The organism is uncultured Parasphingorhabdus sp. (assembly GCF_963677535.2).
Taxonomy (GTDB): Bacteria; Pseudomonadota; Alphaproteobacteria; order Sphingomonadales; family Sphingomonadaceae; genus Parasphingorhabdus.
This window is the reverse complement of sequence record NZ_CAXXUT010000003.1, coordinates 72018-89958: the sequence shown is the minus strand read 5'-3', so window position 1 is coordinate 89958 and position 17941 is coordinate 72018. Positions and strand designations below refer to the sequence as shown.

The 17941-nt window shown below is 59.3% G+C and carries 17 protein-coding genes; 8 read left to right on the top strand and 9 right to left on the bottom strand.

What is annotated here, in order from left to right; translation table 11 throughout:
- The first annotated feature begins 61 nt into the window (after nt 1-61).
- Nucleotides 62-1282, top strand: coding sequence for a glycerate kinase (locus ACHZCJ_RS07395; RefSeq protein ID WP_321325209.1), 1221 nt, complete (start codon nt 62-64; stop codon nt 1280-1282).
- Nucleotides 1283-1462: 180 nt separating this feature from the next.
- On the opposite strand, the gene ACHZCJ_RS07390 is transcribed toward ACHZCJ_RS07395, so the two are convergent.
- From ACHZCJ_RS07390 to ACHZCJ_RS07375, 4 genes are all read right to left on the bottom strand, one after another.
- Nucleotides 1463-1933 carry a GreA/GreB family elongation factor gene (locus tag ACHZCJ_RS07390; RefSeq protein ID WP_321325207.1) on the bottom strand — a complete coding sequence of 157 codons (471 nt, stop codon included), beginning with the start codon at nt 1931-1933 and terminating at the stop codon, nt 1463-1465.
- Between the two features lie 3 nt (nt 1934-1936).
- Nucleotides 1937-2146 (bottom strand): hypothetical protein, encoded by a 210-nt coding sequence (locus tag ACHZCJ_RS07385; protein WP_321325205.1) that lies wholly within the window; start codon nt 2144-2146, stop codon nt 1937-1939.
- 64 nt (nt 2147-2210) lie between these two features.
- On the bottom strand, nt 2211-2777 hold the full coding sequence (locus ACHZCJ_RS07380) for a DUF1993 family protein (RefSeq protein ID WP_159640170.1): 567 nt from the start codon (nt 2775-2777) through the stop codon (nt 2211-2213).
- A 145-nt stretch (nt 2778-2922) separates the two neighbouring features.
- On the bottom strand, nt 2923-3594 hold the full coding sequence (locus ACHZCJ_RS07375; RefSeq protein ID WP_236553745.1) for an HAD family phosphatase: 672 nt from the start codon (nt 3592-3594) through the stop codon (nt 2923-2925).
- A gap of 115 nt (nt 3595-3709) precedes the next feature.
- Between ACHZCJ_RS07375 and ACHZCJ_RS07370 the strand changes: the two genes are divergently transcribed.
- The 4 genes from ACHZCJ_RS07370 (at nt 3710) to ACHZCJ_RS07355 (ending at nt 7254) form a co-directional block, all read left to right on the top strand.
- The gene (locus ACHZCJ_RS07370; RefSeq protein WP_321325199.1) at nt 3710-4822 is read left to right on the top strand and encodes an ABC transporter permease; all 1113 of its coding nucleotides are present in this window, start codon (nt 3710-3712) and stop codon (nt 4820-4822) included.
- Complete coding sequence (locus tag ACHZCJ_RS07365) at nt 4822-5637, top strand: ABC transporter ATP-binding protein (protein WP_159640176.1); 816 nt, start codon at nt 4822-4824, stop codon at nt 5635-5637. The genes ACHZCJ_RS07370 and ACHZCJ_RS07365 overlap by 1 nt, the downstream gene beginning before the upstream one ends.
- A 65-nt stretch (nt 5638-5702) precedes the next feature.
- Nucleotides 5703-6650: an MlaD family protein gene (locus ACHZCJ_RS07360; protein WP_321325196.1), complete on the top strand. Its 948-nt coding sequence runs from the start codon at nt 5703-5705 to the stop codon at nt 6648-6650.
- A 10-nt stretch (nt 6651-6660) separates the two neighbouring features.
- Entirely contained in the window at nt 6661-7254 is a 594-nt protein-coding gene (locus ACHZCJ_RS07355) for an ABC-type transport auxiliary lipoprotein family protein (RefSeq protein ID WP_394700068.1), read from the top strand.
- A 17-nt stretch (nt 7255-7271) separates the two neighbouring features.
- On the opposite strand, the gene ACHZCJ_RS07350 is transcribed toward ACHZCJ_RS07355, so the two are convergent.
- Nucleotides 7272-8351, bottom strand: coding sequence for an SAM-dependent methyltransferase (locus ACHZCJ_RS07350; RefSeq protein ID WP_321325192.1), 1080 nt, complete (start codon nt 8349-8351; stop codon nt 7272-7274).
- Nucleotides 8344-9225 (bottom strand): prolipoprotein diacylglyceryl transferase, encoded by an 882-nt coding sequence (gene lgt / locus ACHZCJ_RS07345; RefSeq protein WP_321325190.1) that lies wholly within the window; start codon nt 9223-9225, stop codon nt 8344-8346. The genes ACHZCJ_RS07350 and lgt overlap by 8 nt, the downstream gene beginning before the upstream one ends.
- A 79-nt stretch (nt 9226-9304) precedes the next feature.
- On the opposite strand from lgt, the gene ACHZCJ_RS07340 reads away from it, so the two are divergent.
- Both ACHZCJ_RS07340 and ACHZCJ_RS07335 read left to right on the top strand, forming a co-directional pair.
- On the top strand, nt 9305-11014 hold the full coding sequence (locus ACHZCJ_RS07340; RefSeq protein WP_321325188.1) for a class I adenylate-forming enzyme family protein: 1710 nt from the start codon (nt 9305-9307) through the stop codon (nt 11012-11014).
- On the top strand, nt 11011-13791 hold the full coding sequence (locus tag ACHZCJ_RS07335) for a [protein-PII] uridylyltransferase (RefSeq protein ID WP_321325186.1): 2781 nt from the start codon (nt 11011-11013) through the stop codon (nt 13789-13791). Before ACHZCJ_RS07340 ends, ACHZCJ_RS07335 begins: the two co-directional genes overlap by 4 nt.
- On the opposite strand, the gene ACHZCJ_RS07330 is transcribed toward ACHZCJ_RS07335, so the two are convergent.
- Together ACHZCJ_RS07330 and ACHZCJ_RS07325 are read right to left on the bottom strand one after the other, a co-directional pair.
- Entirely contained in the window at nt 13788-14312 is a 525-nt protein-coding gene (locus ACHZCJ_RS07330) for a DUF177 domain-containing protein (protein ID WP_321325184.1), read from the bottom strand. The two genes, ACHZCJ_RS07335 and ACHZCJ_RS07330, sit on opposite strands and share 4 nt — an antisense overlap.
- Nucleotides 14309-14842, bottom strand: a complete 534-nt coding sequence (locus ACHZCJ_RS07325; protein WP_159640197.1) for a ubiquinol-cytochrome C chaperone family protein — start codon at nt 14840-14842, stop codon at nt 14309-14311. The genes ACHZCJ_RS07330 and ACHZCJ_RS07325 overlap by 4 nt, the downstream gene beginning before the upstream one ends.
- Before the next feature lie 147 nt (nt 14843-14989).
- On the opposite strand from ACHZCJ_RS07325, the gene ACHZCJ_RS07320 reads away from it, so the two are divergent.
- Nucleotides 14990-15481, top strand: coding sequence for an outer membrane protein assembly factor BamE (locus ACHZCJ_RS07320; protein WP_159640200.1), 492 nt, complete (start codon nt 14990-14992; stop codon nt 15479-15481).
- Between the two features lie 33 nt (nt 15482-15514).
- Here the strand turns inward: ACHZCJ_RS07320 and ACHZCJ_RS07315 are convergent, their stop codons facing one another.
- The gene (locus tag ACHZCJ_RS07315) at nt 15515-17785 is read right to left on the bottom strand and encodes an NADP-dependent malic enzyme (protein WP_159640203.1); all 2271 of its coding nucleotides are present in this window, start codon (nt 17783-17785) and stop codon (nt 15515-15517) included.
- Between the last annotated feature and the right edge of the window lie 156 nt (nt 17786-17941).

Below are 17941 nucleotides of genomic sequence, written 5' to 3'. Positions count from 1 at the left end.
TTGTGCAGTGCATCAAACAACAAATCCCGATTCAATAAAAGCTTTTTTAGAGGATCTCTATTTGCAGGCGCTGCAACCCGCGCTGCCGGCCAATGCGATGCGCGATGTCGATTGGCCAAAAGTGCCCGGTCGGACCTATCTGCTTTCCATCGGCAAGGCAGCCACCCAGATGGTCGCCGCTATCCTCGATCGCTTGCCGGAAAATGTCGAGGGCCTGATCGTCACGCGCCAGGGCTATGTCGAACCCGGCTTTGCGCCGGATAATTTGAAAATTGTCGAAGCATCGCATCCGGTCCCTGATTCGGTTGGCGCCGAAGCTGCGCAAAGCGCCCTGCAGGCAGCGGACGCGCTTGGCAAAGATGATCTCTTGCTGGTGCTGATGTCCGGCGGCGCCAGCGCGCTGCTGCCCGCGCCGGCCGAGGGCATATCGCTGGCCGGGAAACAGGCCGTCACCCGCGCCCTGCTGCGCAGCGGTGCACCGATCGGTGAAATGAATATGGTCCGCAAGCATCTTTCGGCGATCAAGGGCGGACGGCTGGCCGCTCGTGCCTGGCCAGCGGCAACCCATATGATTGCCATCTCCGATATTCCCGGCGACGATATCGCGATGATCGGCTCGGGCCCGACGGTCGCGGACAGCTCAACCTGCGCCGATACGCTGGCGATTGCCGCAAAATATGACATTGTCCTTCCGCCCGCGATCCGCAGCCAGTTGCGTTCCGGCGCTCTGGAAACGCCGAAAGCAGACGATCCGAAGATGCAACGCGTGACCGCCGATCTCTGCGCCCGGCCTGCCGACATGTGCGCAGCAGCGGTCGAAGCCGTTCAGGCGATGGGCTATGAAGCGGTGATGCTCGGCGATGCGCTGGAGGGCGACGCGCTGGAACTCGGGCGCGACCACGCCGCACAGGCGCTGGCGATCAAGGCAAGTGGTCGCAAGGCGGCCCTGATATCCGGTGGCGAAGCGACGGTGATGATCAGCAACCGGGATGGTCGCGGTGGCCGTTGTACCGCTTATCTGCTGGCTTGTGCCTTGGCATTGAACGGCGAACCGGATATTTGCGGCTTCGCCGCCGACAGCGACGGCATCGACGGTTCGGAAGACAATGCCGGAGGCTTCTTGTGGCCCGGAATCGTCGAGCTGATGGGGGGAGTAGGCGAGGCGCGCCATCTGCTCGAACAGGATAATAGCTATCTGGCTTTTGAAAAGGCGGGCGCTCTGTTGATGACCGGTCCTTCAGGCACAAATGTGAACGATTTGAGAGTGATCCTCGTCGGCTGAACCGGACTCTTCTACAGTGGCGGGGATCGCTTGTCCTCGGGCTGGCTCATTGACATATCGACCGGAAAATCTGCGGTTTCCGGCGCATAAATCACAGAAAATAAAAACGGCATATTGAGTCAGGCGGGTGGCGATCCATCACCGGGACATTTTTCCGCGGCTTTTGTCCGTTGGCCTGGCTCATGACTGCGGGAGCACCGCAATGGACAGTATCTCGATGGCATCCTCTCGTCCGGCAAAATCGCCGAAATCGCCCGGCTCCATTCCCATCAGGGCACGGCTGACCGGCGCGGAAAAGGAGACTCGCGCGCTGGCCGGATCGGCTTCGTCATCCCCGACGATCGAGAGAGTCTTTTCCCTGCCATCGAGAAGGAAAGTGACCCTGGTGCCGAATTCGACTCGTTCCCCGCTCGGTTTCGGCGGCAATTCCGCCGTTGATTGTCTGGTGCTCCAGTAGCGCAGGTCGCGCTTGGCAATCTTCAGGGCCGTCTCGTCGGTCAGTTTGGCGACCTCGGCCTGCAATTCCACGACGCGCTGCTTGATTTGCCGTAATCCGCGCGCGGTAACCAGATTGGGCCCGACGGGGATCGGATGCTCGAACTTGGGCTCGAGATGCTCGTCATCACCTTCTCTGCGGAAAGCAACGCTCATCGATCAGGTCTTGGCTGTCTTGGGAGTAACCCAGATCGAGACCGGCGCGACAAATTTGCCGTGCGCTGGCGTGCCGACGTCGATCCGTTCGGCGGTCACCAGCTCGCCGCTCTCGAGACTGAAGGAGGCCCAGGGTTTGGGCATGCGGCCAAAGGTCATTTTCTGGATCGGTTGACCTGTGCTGCTGTTCATGATGGTTGCGATAATTGCCATGCCGCGCCACCTGCGACGGCAGGGCAGAACTGTCAACCACCGGTTGACGCCCGGAAGCCAACGATCAGTGTGCCGGGATCGTGTCTGGCCGAATATAGGGAAACATGTGCGGGATATAATCCGCTTTACCGAGTTCGATCATCTCGCTGCGCAATATCGCATAAGCGGTCATCAGGTGAAAATAGAACTGTCCCAGCGTCCAGTCCCGGGCATATTGCTCCGCGGTGAGATCAAGCACCATGCCGTTGGGAAGTTCGTGCGCGACCGGGGCGCCCGGGTCTTTGTCGAGCGCGCCGGGGATCAGACCTTCCAGCAAGGCGATGGTTTCGTTAATCCGCGCCTCGGCATCGGCGAACGAACCGGGCTGTTCTCCTGCGTTGCGCCCTTCATCGACAAGCGCGCCTAGCGAAGAGGGGAATGTTTCCCCCTGCAGACGGAATACTGCCTCCTGCGCTTGCACGCAGGCAAAGCGGATCTGGGTGGACAGGGGAAACATGTCGGGTGCGAGACGCGCGGACAGCAGCGCACTCGCGTCCGCTTCCGGAAGCTGATCCTGTGCCTTCCCGAGCCAGCCCTGGAGAGCCCGCAGCATTTGTGTATAGGTCGGTACGAGCAGTTGCGTGAATGACATATGTTGTTATCTCCGAAAAAGCAGGGTCAGCTGGTCATCCTGTCGATCTGGTTCATCGCTGCTTGTCTGTCCACCGGAATCGGGGTGCTGATTGTGGCGAGATCAGTTTTTCGTCTGTCGCTCCGGGCGATTCGTTCCCCCCGGATCAGCGCCAGTCGACGATTTTCCAGCCGCGCAGCCGGGCCAGACGGCGCAATTTGGGGGTCGGGGTGGTGGCGATGGCCTCGTCAGCAAATTCCAGCATTGCCTCGTCGCTGACATGATCGGAATAGGCGCGGACATGAGCCTCTCCGCGCTGCCAGCCCTGTGTGGAGAATAGCTGCTTGATCCGGCCGATCTTGGCATCGTCGTAGCAATTTTCGCCGTTGATCTGTGGCAACACGCGCCCCTCTCCGTCGACCACCAGCTGCGTCCCGATCAGATGATCGAACCCCAGACGCCGGGCAATGGCCCCGGCATATAATTCGTAGGAGGCGGTCACCAGCACCAGTTTCCGTCCGTCCGCGCGGTCTGCCTCTATCTGATTGATCGCTTTTCGGTGTCGATTGTGGCGCAAGACACCGTCGGCGAACCGTTCGATATGCGGCTGCAACGTCGAAAGCCTGGGGGCGCTGCCGAGCAGCCACCGCTGGTTGAAGGTCTTCAATTGGCCGCGGCTGATCAGCTTGAGCGCATAGGCGATAAAACCGAACGGCAGGATCGGCAGGAAGATCAGGCGCCACGGGGCGAGGGCGAAAACCATGTGGAACAGAAACGGTGTATAGGTTCCGCGCACGGTGATCGTGCGGTCCATGTCGTAAAGCGATATTTTCTGCATGGTGTCCCGATAGTTCCGTTTGCGCCGCCCATAGCAGTCCGCAGGCAAATGCGCCAAATATTTGAACCGTTTAATCTCTTGAGCTTTGTCGCAATTTCCGTCACCTATGGATGCGATGTCGATAGCGAGCGATTTTGTCGAAGAGACGGCCGAAGATGGTGCGGTTACGCTGCATTTTTCCGGCGACCTGTCGATTGCCAGCATTGACGATCTACCGGAACGGCTCAGGCAATATGACGGCGAGGCGCAGCGTCTGGATATTTCCGCGACCGGCTATGTCGATACCGTTGGTGCGTGGCTGATCCATCGCACCGCGCGGGACTGGCACGCCGAGATAGTCGGCGCCAATGATGATGCGGAACGGCTGATCGCCGCGGTCGCCTCCGCCGATCAGCCGACCGAAATCCGTCCGGAACCGGCCAATCCGGTGATCCGGGTGCTGGGCGAAGTCGGTGAGGCGACGACGATTGCCTTTACCACGATGACCGGACTGATCGGCTTTTTTGGCGCGATCATGATCGGCTTCCTGCGGCTCATCCGGCATCCCGGTCGTATCAGATGGAATGCGGTGATCCAGCGTTTCGACGTGGTCGGCGTCCGCTCGCTCGGGATTATCGGGCTGATGAGCTTTCTTATCGGTCTGGTGATCGCGCAACAGGGCGCGGTGCAATTGCGGCAATTTGGCGCCGAAGTATTTACCGTCAATCTCGTCGGCCGGCTGACCTTGCGTGAGCTGGGCGTGCTGATGACCGCGATCATGGTCGCGGGCCGGTCGGGCTCCGCTTTTGCCGCCCAGATCGGCACGATGAAGCTGACCGAGGAAATCGATGCGATGCGCACGATCGGAGTATCACCGATCGAGGCGTTGGTGCTGCCGCGGTTTATCGCCGCCATCGTCATGTTGCCGCTGCTCGGCTTTTACGCATCCATCGTCGCGATCATCGGCGGCGGCCTGCTCAGCTGGGTCGAACTGGATATTCCGCCTGCGACCTTTTTCTCCCGCATCCGGGAAGTGGTCCCGCTGACCGATGTCTATGTCGGGCTGGTCAAGGCCCCGGTTTTCGGCGCGATCATCGCGGTGACCGGCTGTTACCAGGGCATGCAGGTCAAGGGCAATGCCGAAGATGTCGGTAAACGGACCACTGCAGCCGTGGTGCAAGCCATTTTCCTTGTGATCGTGCTTGATGCCTTTTTTGCTGTCTTCTTTACCTGGATCGGATGGGACTGATGCTCGACTCTCAAACCATCGCCTATGATCCGGATTATGAAGGCCCGATCGTCAGTGTACACGGCCTGCGCAACGCCTTTGGCGAGCAGGTTGTCCATGACAATCTCGATCTTGATGTGCAGCGTGGCGAAATTATCGGTGTGGTCGGCGGGTCAGGAACCGGCAAGTCGGTGCTGATGCGCTCGATCATCGGTCTGCAGACGCCGCAAGAAGGCGAGATCAAGGTGTTCGGCGAACCGATTTTGGGCAAGTCCGATGCCGAGACAATCGAGATCCGCAAGCGCTGGGGCGTGCTGTTCCAGGGCGGCGCGCTATTTTCGACGCTAACGGTGGCGGAAAATGTAATGGTGCCGATCCGCGAATTCTATCCGGATATGGACCGTGATTTCCGCCGCGAAGTGGCCAAATACAAGGTTTGCCTGTCCGGACTGTCGCCCGACGCCGCCCCGAAATATCCGTCCGAACTGTCCGGCGGCATGCGCAAGCGGGCCGGCATCGCGCGGGCGCTTGCGCTCGATCCGGAACTGCTGTTTCTGGATGAGCCAACCGCCGGGCTGGACCCGATCGGCGCGGCCGCATTTGATGCCCTGACCAAGGAATTGCAGCAGACCCTTGGCCTGACGGTGTTTCTGATTACCCATGATCTGGACACGTTGCACGCCATTTGCGACCGGGTGGCGGTGCTTGCCGATCAGCGGGTTATCGCGGTTGGCACAATCGACGAGCTGCTCGCGCTGGACCATCCATGGATCCAGGAATATTTCAACGGCCCGCGTGGCCGAATGGCCTTTGCAGGTAAAAAGGTGCCGGCATGAGAGCGGGCAAGCGGGTCAGAGAATCGTTGCAGCTGGCGGCACGGCCCGTCATAGAGGTGAAATAGATGGAAACGCGCTCCAACCATATCCTTGTCGGTGTTGTCACTTTGGCGATGCTGGCCCTTGTGGCCGCCTTTCTCGTATGGATCGTCCGCTTCGGCGACGGCACGACGAAGGAATATGATATATTCTTCGCGCAATCGGTGGGCGGGCTGGCGTCCGGGACTGGCGTGACCTTTGCCGGCGTACCGTCCGGGCAGGTGCTCAAGGTCGAGCTCTGGAAAAAAGATCCGAATTTCGTTCGCGTCCGCATCGCTGTCAGTGAGGACACGCCGATCCTGGAAGGCACCACCGCCACGATCCAGAGCGTCAGCTTTACCGCTCCGCCGAATATCCAGCTGGATGGTGCCAAAAAGGGGGCGCCGCCGATTTCCGATCTTGGCCCCGAAGGGGTGCCAGTTATCCCGACCAAACCGGGCGCGCTCGGCGAATTGCTCAACAGCGCACCCTTGGTGGTGGAGCGACTGGCGACGCTGACAGACCGGCTGACGCTGCTGCTGTCGGACGAAAACCAGAAATCAATCACCGGCATATTGGCCAATACCGACAAGCTTACCGGGAGCCTCGCGCAGCAGGCGCCGGCTCTCGAAGCGCTAATGGAAGAATCCCGTATTGCCATTCGCAACGCGGGACAGACAGCCGAGAAACTGGGGCTGGTAGCGGATAACACCAATGCTTTCCTGACCGACAATGGCGAGCCTATAGCAAAAAATCTTGCGACCACATTGGACTCCGCTTCGAAAAGTCTCCTTGCGCTGGAAGGCGTGTTGAAAAATGCGCAGCCCGGTGCGGAACGGTTCTCGAAAAAGACACTGCCGGAAATCGATCAGCTGGTCGAAGATATGCAGGCGCTGACCAAGTCGATGACCAACGTGACCGAACGGCTGGATCAGGGCGGGGCAGGATCTTTGCTCTCGGCACCGGCGCTGCCCGATTATGAGCCAGGAAAATGAAGGGACCGATATGATGAGCACAATCTGGAAATCCGTCGGTCTGCTCGGTGCCACCGTTGCGTTGAGCGCTTGCGTCAGCTTTGGCGGAACCGAGCCGCCGCCATCGCTGCTATCGCTCTCGCCGGACCATAAACTCTCGGCTGGAGCTGTGCGCAGCGGACCGCAGGCCGGCTCGCTGGTAGTGGCCTTGCCCGCCGCACCGCAGAAGCTGAACACGATCCGCGTGCCGGTGCAGACGACCGGCACGGGCATAGCCTATCTGAAGGATGCTGTCTGGGTCGACAAGCCGGCGCGCCTCTTTCAGGATTTGCTGAGCGAAACCATTGCCGTTAAAAACGACCGGCTGGTGCTGACAGCAACGGAAGCGGGCGGCAACGCGCAAATCTATATCACAGGCGAACTGGTTGATTTCGGCCTCGACGGTCCCAGCCTGACAGTTACCGTCACCTACGACGCAGTCAAGATGGTCGCGGACAAGCCGGTCGAGAAAAAGCGGTTTCAGGCTAGCGAAACCGTCTTTGCCGCCGAACCCGATCCGGTCGGGGAAGGCTTGAACCGCGCGGCCAATACCGTAGCCGCGGAAGTTGCCGAGTGGGTCGGATAGCACACTAGCAAGTTCGGCTATTCCTCTCCGTAGCTGAAACCCTCGGGCTCCGGCCAGTCGATCGAGGTTGCCGACATCACGCGAAACAAACGGCCCATCTCGTCCACATGGGTCAATCGCTGGTGAGCGGCAGCAATCGTGTCGGTTTCTTTCGGCGAGGCTGCCATCAGAGCCTCGGCGCGCTGGTCGATACCCAGCGATTTCAGCCATTGTCCCTGTTCCGATGGTCCGTGGATTTTCAATATTCGTGTGCGCGCGATATTGGCCAAGGTGTGAAAATCGACATGGGCCGTCAGGTCGGAAGCACCGGGACTGTCGAACGGGCTGATCGGCATATGGTCCTTCACCGCCTGCAACGTGCTGCCGGTGCCTGGTTTTGTATAGCCATAGTCGATGACCAGCAGGGTACCGCCCTGTTTGGCAACCCGGCTGGCGATCTGGCCCGTCATCTCCACACTGACCGGAGAACGCTCGATGATCGTGTTTTCGGGGAATCCGCTCATACTGCCACCCACCCGCTCTTCGGCTACATCCTCGCTCAGGACCGCGACGAATTTGCTGCGGTCCCGCGCGACCATCTGCCGCCGCCAACCCTTCGATGTCGCGACGAACTGCTCGACCGGCAGCGCATCGAAAAATTCGTTCGCAATGATCAGCAATGGCCCGTCTTCCGGCAGGCTGGCCATGCCGTCATGCCATGTGGCGTCAGGATGCAACTCGGCCTGCCGGGTTTTCAGAACCGGGCTGGTTTCGACGAAATGAACCGAAGGATGACAGCCGAATTTGCGCATAGCGCGCAGCGCGTCTCTGGCCAGAGTACCGCGCCCCGGGCCCAGTTCGACATAATGACAATGGCCGGGCGATCCCTTGCGTAACCATAAATCAGCCAGCCAGATGCCGATGATTTCGCCGAACATCTGGCTGATTTCCGGAGCGGTGACGAAATCACCCTCTTCGCCGAGCGGGTCCTTGCTGGCATAATAATAGTCATTGGCGATCGCCATATAGTCGCCGAGCGGGATCGGACCTTCACGGTCGATCCTGTCCGCGATTACATGCGCTGCGCTGGGGAAGTCTGCCTTTATGCCGTCAGGCAACGCTCTTGTCTCCAGCCACCGGTTCAACCCGCTTGCGCCGCCCCTTCGCGGTGAGCACCAGCCACGCGCCGAGCAATATCATCGGCACCGTCAGCCACTGGCCCATGCTGAAACCGGACTGCTCGACCAGCCAGATCAACTGGGCGTCGGGCTGGCGGAAAAACTCGACGAAGAAGCGGCTGCAGCCATAGACCAGCAAACCGGTGCCGACCAGCTTGCCAGGCTGGTAGCGGGCATCGGTTTTCCAGAAGAGCAAGGAGAGAATGATGAAGTAGAGAATGCCCTCAAGCCCCGCTTCATAAAGCTGGCTGGGATGGCGCGCGACATTGCCGCCCATCGGGAAGACAATAGCCCAGGGCACATCGGTCGCGCGGCCCCACAGCTCGCCATTGACGAAATTGGCCAGCCGCCCGAAAAACAGGCCAAAGGGAATGACACAGGCGATATAATCGCACATACGCAGAAAATCGAGCTTCTCCCGCCGCGCGGTCCACCACAGGGCGAGCACAACGCCGATCGTGCCGCCGTGAAGCGACATGCCGCCGTTCCAGACCTGCAATATCCTGACCGGTTCGAGCAGGATTTCGGGTGCGTAGAAAAACACATAGCCGAGACGGCCACCGACGATGATACCGAGCGTTGCCCAGAAGATCATATCATCGGCATGGCGACGGGCCATGGGCGAGCCCGGCTGATCGACCAATTTGGTGAGATACCAGTAACCGATCAAAATGCCCGCGAGATAGGCCAGCGAATACCATTTCAGCTGGAAGTCGACACCAATCAGTTTTTCAAGATCCAGAGCATTTGGAGATAGGCCAAGATCGGTAAACTGCGTAAACTGTGCCGCATTGGCCAATATAATATCAATCAACTCTTTTCCCCGCGTGGTTTCCTGTCCATATAAAGGGAAATTCCCCTTTACCAAGAGGGAACAACGGGAGACTTGAATAATGGCGACCTCTGAACTGGATCTGGTAATCGACAAAACGCTGGAAGCGCTGACCCAGCCTGGTCAGTTACTGGAACTGGACACGATCAACAAATTCGGCGTCGACATGCCGATTTTCAAAAACGCGCCACAGAATGTTTCGGATTATTTCGCCTATTTCTGCAATCAACATGCGGACAAGGAATTTCTGGTCGACGGTGATATCCGGCTGACTTTTGGCGAGACTTACAAGGCCGCCCGCGTTTTGGCCGGCGGACTGGTCGAGGGCTATGGCGTGCAAAAAGGCGACCGGATCGGTATTGCCGCGCGCAACTCGGCCAACTGGGTCGTTCTCGACATGGCCATCACCATGGCGGGCGGCGTCTCGACCAAGCTGAACGGCTGGTGGCAAGGTGACGAGCTGGCCGACGGGATCGAGGATGTCGGCTGTTCCTATGTTTTTGCCGATTACCAGAGAGCGCAGCGTCTGGTGGAGTCCAAACGCGATCACGGCGCGGAGTTGCTGATTTTCGAACATGACAAGATGCCGCTCGAAGGCCTGAAAATCATGCTGGAAAAAGGGGGTGGGGCAGAAACGCCGCTGCCGCAGATGGCGCCGGAAGACAATGCGACCATCCTGTTTACCTCCGGATCGACCGGCCGCTCGAAGGGCGCCTATGCCGAGCATCGCTCGGTGGTGCAGGGCGCGATGAGCTTTGTCGGTACCGTGCTGGTGCTGGTCCATATCATGGAGAAACAGGGCACGATGCCCGAGGGACAGCCGACCGCGATGGTCTGTGTGCCGTTGTTCCATGTCACCGCGTCGGTACCACTGGTGCTGGTCAGCTATGCGATCGGTCGCAAGCTGGTGTTCCTCAACAAATGGGACGCGGAAGAGGCGATGCGTCTGATCGAGAAAGAGCGCGTAACCTATTTTGTCGGCGTACCGCTGATGAGCATGGAAATCTATTCCCACCCGCATTTCGACAAATATGATCTGAGCAGCTGCGTTACCATGGCCGCCGGTGGCGCGCCGCGTCCGGTCGAACATGTCCGGCGGATCAAGGAGAAGATGGGTGATGGCTATCCGGTGATCGGCTATGGCCTGACCGAAACCAATGGTGTCGGCTGTTCCAACCAGAATGAAAATTATCTCGCCAAGCCGGACAGCACCGGCCGGGCCACGCCACCGATTGTCGATGTCGCGATCCTCGACGATGACGGCAACCAGATGCCGCAGGGCGAGCGCGGCGAAGTCTGCATCCGCACCGCAGCCAATTTCACCGGCTACTGGAACAACGAGGAAGCAACCAGAGAAGCCTTCACCGACGACGGCTATTTCCGCACCGGCGATATCGGCTATCTCGATCCGGAAGACTATCTGTTCATCGTCGACCGCAAGAAGGAAATCATCATCCGCGGCGGCGAGAATATCAGCTGTCAGGAAGTCGAAGCGGCGGTCTATGCCAATCCGGCGGTGGCCGAAGCCTGTATTTTTGGTGTTCCCGACGAACGGTTCGGGGAGGTGCCGGCTCTGGTCTATCACACCAAGGATGGACACAGCCTGACCGACGAGGAACTGATGGAGTTTCTCAAACACCAGCTCGCACCGTTCAAGCTGCCCGTCCATATCTGGCAATATGACGAGCCGCTGCCGAAACTGGGCACTGCAAAAATCGCGAAAATCGTGCTGGCGAAAAAGCATCGCGACGAACTGGCGGCAACAGGATGAATATTCGGGCTGATATTCCGGCAGCGCCAGCAGATCCGGGCAAACGGATCGTCCGGCAGCGGGATATCGTCAACCGGCGTGAGCTGGCGGAAGAGATTGACGCGCTGATTGCCGAATATGGCATGCCCAAGGCGCGGGAGAAGATTCTGCCGGTCCTGCAGGATGCTCTGGCATCGGGGCGCGCGGAAATCAGCAGGCGGCTGCTGAAGAAGCCCTCGGCCGGGCACGAAATGGCGGCGGCCCAGTCCTTTCTGGTTGACCAGCTGGTCCGCCTGATTCACGATATCGCCGTCTATCACCAATATCCGGTAAGCAATCCATCGTCCGGCGAGCGTATCGCGGTGATGGCGGTCGGCGGCTACGGCCGCGGTGAAATGGCGCCACACAGTGATGTGGATATCGCTTTTCTCACACCGCACAAGACCAACAGCTGGACCGAGCAGGCGGTCGAGGCAATGCTCTACTGGCTCTGGGATCTCGGCTTCAAGGTCGGGCAGAGCAGCCGCTCGATCGACGAAATGGTGCGTATGGCAAAGGAGGATTTGTCGATCCGGACCGCCTTGCTTGAAGGCCGCTATATCTGGGGCGATACCGGCGTCTACGAAGAAGCCAAGCAGCGTTTTTTCAGCGATGTCGTCGCCGGTACCGATAGTGCCTTCGTCTCCGAAAAACTGGCCGAGCGCGATGCCCGGCACGTCAAGATGGGGGACAGCCGCTATGTCGTCGAACCGAATGTCAAGGAAGGCAAGGGCGGCTTGCGCGACCTGCAGACGCTCTACTGGATCGGCAAATATATCCATCGGGTAACATCCGCCGAACAGCTGGTCGACGTCGGCTTGCTCACCGTCGATGAATTCAAGCGCTTTCGCAAGGCCGCCAATTTCCTCTGGGCGGTACGCTGCCATATGCACGACATCACCGGTCGGGCGGAAGACCGCCTGACCTTCGATCTGCAACCCGAAGTGGCGCGCCGGATGCGTTTCGCCGATCGGCCCGGCAAATCGTCGGTCGAACGGTTCATGCAATATTATTTCCTGAACGCGAAGGTCGTTGGCAATCTGACGGGCGTATTCCTCGCCCATCTCGATGAAACCCATAACGCCGGCGTGCGGCGTTTCCTGCCGTCGCTGACCCGCAAGCCGAAAAAGCTCAAGGGGTTCGTGCTGGATCGCGGTCGGCTGGCCTTGCCCAGCGAGGAATTTTTCGAGGAAGACCCGCTGCGGTTGCTGGAAATCTTCTGGCTCGCCGACAAATATGAACTGGAAGTCCATCCCATGGCGATGCGGGCTGCGCGCCGGGATGCCAAGCTGATCGACAATAAAGTCCGCAAAAACGCGCGGGCCAACAAGCTGTTTCTGGACATACTCTGCTCGCCGCGGGATCCCGAGCTGGTGTTGCGCTGGATGAACGAGGCTGCAATCTTCGGCCGCTTCATTCCCGACTTTGGCCGGGTTGTGGCCCAGATGCAGTTCGATATGTACCACCATTATACGGTCGACGAGCATACGATCCGTGCCATTGGCCTACTGGCAAAGATCGGACGGGGCGATCTTGCGGACGATCATCCGAACAGTACGGCGACGATGGAGAAATTGCAGAACCGGCGGGTGATATTCGTTGCAACCCTGTTGCACGACATTGCCAAGGGACGAGGCGGCGATCATAGCGTGCTGGGTGCGGAAGTGGCGATGGAGCTTTGCCCGCGACTGGGCCTGAAACCGCATGAAACCGAACTGGTTGCCTGGCTGGTCCGCAACCATCTGCTGATGTCGGCGGTAGCGTTCAAGCGCGATCTTTCGGATTTCAAGACGATCCAGGATTTCGCCAGTCAGGTGAAAAGCGTCGAACGGCTTCGCCAACTCACGGTATTGACTGTCGTCGACATTCGCGCGGTAGGGCCTGGCGTGTGGAACAGCTGGAAACGGCAGTTGCTGACCGACCTGTTTGAAGCCGCGCAGGAAATGCTTCTGCTCGGCCACAAGCAGCGTGGTCGCAAGGATCGGGTCGAGGAGAAAAAGGCAGTTCTGGCAGAGGCGCTGAAATTGCCGGAAGCCACATTCAACGATCTGGCCGCGCGCTTTACCGATGCCTACTGGATTGCCGAGCCGGACGATATCATCGTGCAAAACGCCCAGCTGGTCCTCGAAGCCGGTGATACGGATCTCGCGATTTTCGCGGATGTCTATCCCGAACGCGGCGCGACGCTGATCACCGTCTATGCCGCTGACCATCCCGGGCTATTCTACCGGATCGCCGGGGGCATCCATGTCTCGGGCGGCAATATCATCGACGCGCGCATTCATACCACCCGCGATGGCATGGCGCTGGACAATTTTCTGGTACAAGACCCGCATGGCAAGGCTTTTTCGGAAAAGGCGCAGCTGGAGCGGATCAAGCAGGCGGTCGAGGATGCCTTGGCAAACCGGGCCAAGCTCTCGAGCAAACTGGAGGCACGCCCGCTGGCCCATTCGCGGGCCGGGGCGTTCAAGATCACTCCCTTTGCCCTGGTCGACAATGAAGCTTCCAACCGGTTTACCGTGATCGAAGTCAATGCCCAGGATCGCCCGGCGCTGCTCAACGAACTGGCCTATGCGCTGTTCGAATCAAAGGTCACCGTGCACAGCGCGCATATCGCCACCTATGGCGAGCGGGCGGTTGATACATTCTATATTACCGACCTTCTCGGCAGCAAGATCACCAGCAAACAGCGGCTGAACGGATTGCAGAAGCGGCTGATCAATGCAGCGGCGATCAAGGATGACAAGGAAACAGCCTAGGGCAGCTTGTCCTTCAGCGCTGCCAGCGCGCCAAAGGGCCCGGCTTCTTCTTCCGATTTGAGCACTTCCTGTGCCACCGCATCGGCATTGGGGCCGCGCGGAAAGGGATCGAGCGCAAGGTAGAGCGTCTGGGCGATCGCTTCGCCGAGATCGAGCTGGCCGTTTTCATATTCGATGATGTCGCAATCTTCTTCGGTCAGCTCGATTTCTTCCTCCGCGCCGGCGATGTCCAGTTCAGGCACAAAGGCGATATCGAAATCTTCGCGGAGCCGGACCTGAAAGCTTTCCCCGGTAACGACACAGCGCTGCTGCAGGTCGGATTCCAGTTGCCCGGTAAAGCCGATACGGTCTTCGCCGGCGAGCAGGCTGTAGCTGGCTTCCAGCCTGCTGATCTTCGGCAGATCAAACCGTCGTGCCAGCTTTCTCCGTTCCTCCTCGTCGGCAGACAGCTCGCCGCTGCGCGCGGTGGATCCAATTTCCGACAGCCTGACGATACGCGAGAATTCCGGTTGTTCCATCATATGGCCGTCCCGCTGGCGGGCAGTTGTCCTGCGATGATCGCTTCGGTGCCGCAAGCACCGAGCGCGGCATGATAGGCCGCGAGGCGGCGGGCAAGAATATCCAGGGCCTCGTCATCCGGTTTCTCGCCGCGGAAAATATTACGCACGATTGCGTCCTTCAGATCGGCATCATTTTCCAGCGCATCACGATAGGCGCCGACCCGGCCGCCAAGCGCGCCCATCAGCCGGCCGACATGCTTGCCCACAACCATGTCACCAATACCGATCTGGCGCAGCTGTCCTTCCATATCACTGATGAAAATCTCTGACAGCCAGGCGATGTCCTGACCCCGGGACTCGTCCTTTTCCAGACGGATCAATACGAGTGAAAATATCGCCGCGATCATGTCAAACCGGCCATCGATGCTGTCGGGCACTTGCGCCTCCTCATACCAGGCCAGTTGCCGCCCCTCGCTGACGATCGCATTATATAATGACTGCATCTTGGCATTGGGGTTGTCACGGGAAAAAATCTTGCTGAAAAAGGACATTGCTGGTTCCGCTGGTTGGATCGCAAGTTTATGGACGATCGGGCCGGTTGTTAAGTCTGGATACAGGGCATATTGATATTTATGGCGCGAGATGCAATGGGCGATGATGAGTCAGGCACCGATACGGTGCTGGCTGGATAGTGGAGAATGAGTTTGATGGTCGGCAATATCAAGAAATACAGTCTGTGGCTGGGGCTCATGGCCGGCACGATGACGATCGCCGGCTGCACGCAGGTGCGGGGCCATCAGGGATATATCGCCGACGAGGTGTTGATGTCCGCCGTTCAGGCTGGCGTAGACAATCGCCAGTCGGTAGAAGCTTCGCTCGGCCGGCCGACTTTCACCGGCCAGTTTGACGACAGCACCTGGTACTATCTGTCCCGCGACACCCGGCAATATGGTTTCAACAACCCGCGCCCTCGCGAACAGCAGGTTATGCGGATAATTTTCGATGCAGACGGTAATGTTGCTGCGGTCGACCGGACCGGTCTGGAACTGGTTGCGAGTATCAGCCCGGATGGCGACAAGACGCCGACGCTCGGCCGCGACCGCTCCTTCTTCGAGGAATTGTTCGGCAATATCGGTGCGGTTGGCGCGCCCGGCGCGCAAGGCGCAAGCAACGATCCCACCATGCCCTGACGGGCCGGCGGGTCTGGGACCCGGCGGTCGCTACTATTTCGCGATACCGCTGGCAGCCAGCACGGCGAGTGTTACCAGTTCGGACGCCGCCGATGCCATGGTGGCAATCTGGACCGATTTTTCCAGACCGACAAGCATCGGTCCGATGACCGAGTCCCCACCCAGTTCGCGTAACAGCTTGGCGGACAGATTGGCTGATTGCAGTCCTGGCATGACCAGCACATTGGCCGGCTGCGACAGACGGCTGAACGGGTAATTGCCCATTAGTTTCGGATTGAGCGCGACGTCCGGCGCCATTTCGCCTTCATATTCGAAATTGACCCGACGCTGGTCGAGCAGCGCAACCGCTTCACGCAGGTTTTCCAGCCAGCGGCCTTCGGGATTGCCGAAGGTCGAATAGCTGAGAAAAGCGACGCGCGGTTCGTGGCCCATCTGCCGGGCAACCGCGGCTGTCTGTTCGGCGATATCCGCCAGTTCATGCGCAGAGGGCCGTTCATTGACCGTCGTGTCTGCCATGAATACCGTGTGATGCTGGCCGACCATGACATGGATGCCGAGTGCCGTACGACCCTTCTCGACATCAATCACCTTGGCGACATCGCGGAAGGTCTGCGAATAGGGGCGGGTTACGCCGGTGATCATCGCATCGCCCTGATCCATGGAGAGCAGCGCGGAACCGAAGATATTCCGGTCCTGGTTAACCATGCGCTTGATGTCGCGCTCCATGAACCCGCGGCGATGGAGACGTTCATAAAGCATGCTGACCATGTCTGGAACCAGCGGACTGTTGCGGCTGTTGTGTACCTCGAAACTGTCCGGATCGCTGACGCCCAGTTCGGCAAGCTGCTGGCGAACGCGATCTTCGCGCCCGACAAGAACCGGCGTGCCATAGCCGCCATCGCGGAACTGGATCGCTGCCCGCAATACCACAGCTTCTTCGGCCTCGGCGAAAATGACGCGCTTCGGAGACAGCCGGCAGGCTTCATAAGCCTGCGTCAATACCGAAGTGGTCGGATTGAGACGCGCCTTCAGGCTCTGCCGGTAGGCGTCGAGATCCTCGATCGGTTTCTGGGCCACGCCGCTGTCCATCGCGGCCTTGGCGACGGCGGCGGATACCACGTCCATCAGGCGCGGGTCAAAAGGGGCGGGAATGATATATTCGACGCCAAATGTCGGCGCTTTCCCGCCATAGGCCGCGGCCACCTCTTCCGGAACCTGTTCGCGCGCCAGTTCGGCAATGGCATGGGCTGCCGCGACTTTCATTTCCTCGTTGATCCGGGTTGCGCGGACATCCAGCGCACCCCGGAAAATGAAGGGGAAGCCGATGACATTATTGACCTGGTTGGGATAGTCGGAGCGCCCGGTTGCGATAATCGCGTCGGGACGCGCTGCCTTGGCATCGGGCGGGGTAATTTCCGGATCGGGATTGGCCATCGCGAAGATGATCGGCTGCGGCGCCATTTCCTTCACCATTTCGGGCTTGAGCGCACCGGCAGCGGACAGGCCGAGGAAACAGTCGGCACCCTGCAACGCGTCTGTCAGGCTGCGCGCATCGGTATCTATGGCGTGCGCCGATTTCCACTGGTCAACATCGTCGCGGCCCCGGTAGATCACGCCTTTGCGGTCGCACATGGTCAGATTGTCGTGCGGTACGCCGAGGCTCTTGATCAGCGACGCGCAGGCAATGGCCGCGGCGCCGGCTCCGTTGACGACAACCTTGATATCCTCGATCTTGCGGTTGGTGAGCAGGCAGGCGTTGATGAGCCCGGCGGCGGCGATAATCGCGGTGCCGTGCTGGTCATCGTGGAAGACCGGGATGTTCATCCGGTCGCGCAATGTCTGTTCGATGATGAAACAGTCCGGCGCTGCGATATCTTCCAGATTGATGCCGCCAAAACTGGGCTCCATCAGCTGGACAGCATTGATAAACGCGTCTGCGTCTTCGGTATCGAGTTCCAGGTCGATGGAATCGACATCGGCGAAGCGCTTGAACAATACCGCCTTGCCTTCCATCACCGGTTTGGAAGCAAGCGCGCCGAGATTGCCGAGACCCAGGATAGCCGTACCGTTGGAGATCACCGCGACCAGATTGCCCTTGGCGGTATAATCATAGGCTTTCGACGGGTCTTCGGCGATGGCGCGGACCGGGACGGCAACACCGGGTGAATAAGCGAGGCTGAGATCGCGCTGGGTGGCCATCGGCTTGGAGGCAATAATCTCGATTTTCCCTGGACGACCGTGGGAGTGAAAGAGCAAAGCTTCCCGTTCGGAAAATTCTAGATCATTGTCGTTCTGGTCGGCCAAATTCTGTCTCCGGATATGCTGAGAGCGGCTCGATAGTACCGATCACAGGTTCAAGTTTCGTTCGGGACCTACTCTTTTTGTCCCTGAGCCGCAATATCAAGTAAAAATCAATAGGATGCGATCGCTACTCTTTTATGTCCAGCCGCAGTCCGCTAT